At 39.6% G+C, this 346-nt stretch carries 1 pseudogene; it reads right to left on the reverse strand.

Annotation, left to right across the window (positions count from 1 at the left end):
• A pseudogene (locus AC4E7D_RS07480) lies at positions 1 to 185 on the reverse strand (DUF4252 domain-containing protein); the annotation flags it as partial.
• Between the last annotated feature and the right edge of the window lie 161 nt (positions 186 to 346).

Here is a 346-nt window from a genome sequence, read left to right on the forward strand (position 1 = left end):
TCCATAAACTCCCTTGCTTCAGGGTCATCAACGTCAACATCCATTTTAACCAGAAGGTTAAACATGTTTTTGTTGATTATCACGGAACTCACGTTGTCCAGGTCTTCAAATTTATCAAAGATGGATTGTGAAAATCCCGTCAGGGGCAATACTGCCATTACGGCAATTAATACTAACTTTTTCATCACTGATCGCTTTTTAATTGTTTTTGTAAATTTTTTGTTTTGTTGTTTCGAATTCATTTAAATAGGCCACTTTTTGGGTACCACGATCCAAATTCTCGGCCAGCAGGCTTAAGGCCTTCCGGGTTTCCTGGTAGGCGAATTCAGCCTCTTTTTGTTCCTGG

The organism is Lentiprolixibacter sp., from assembly GCF_982873095.1.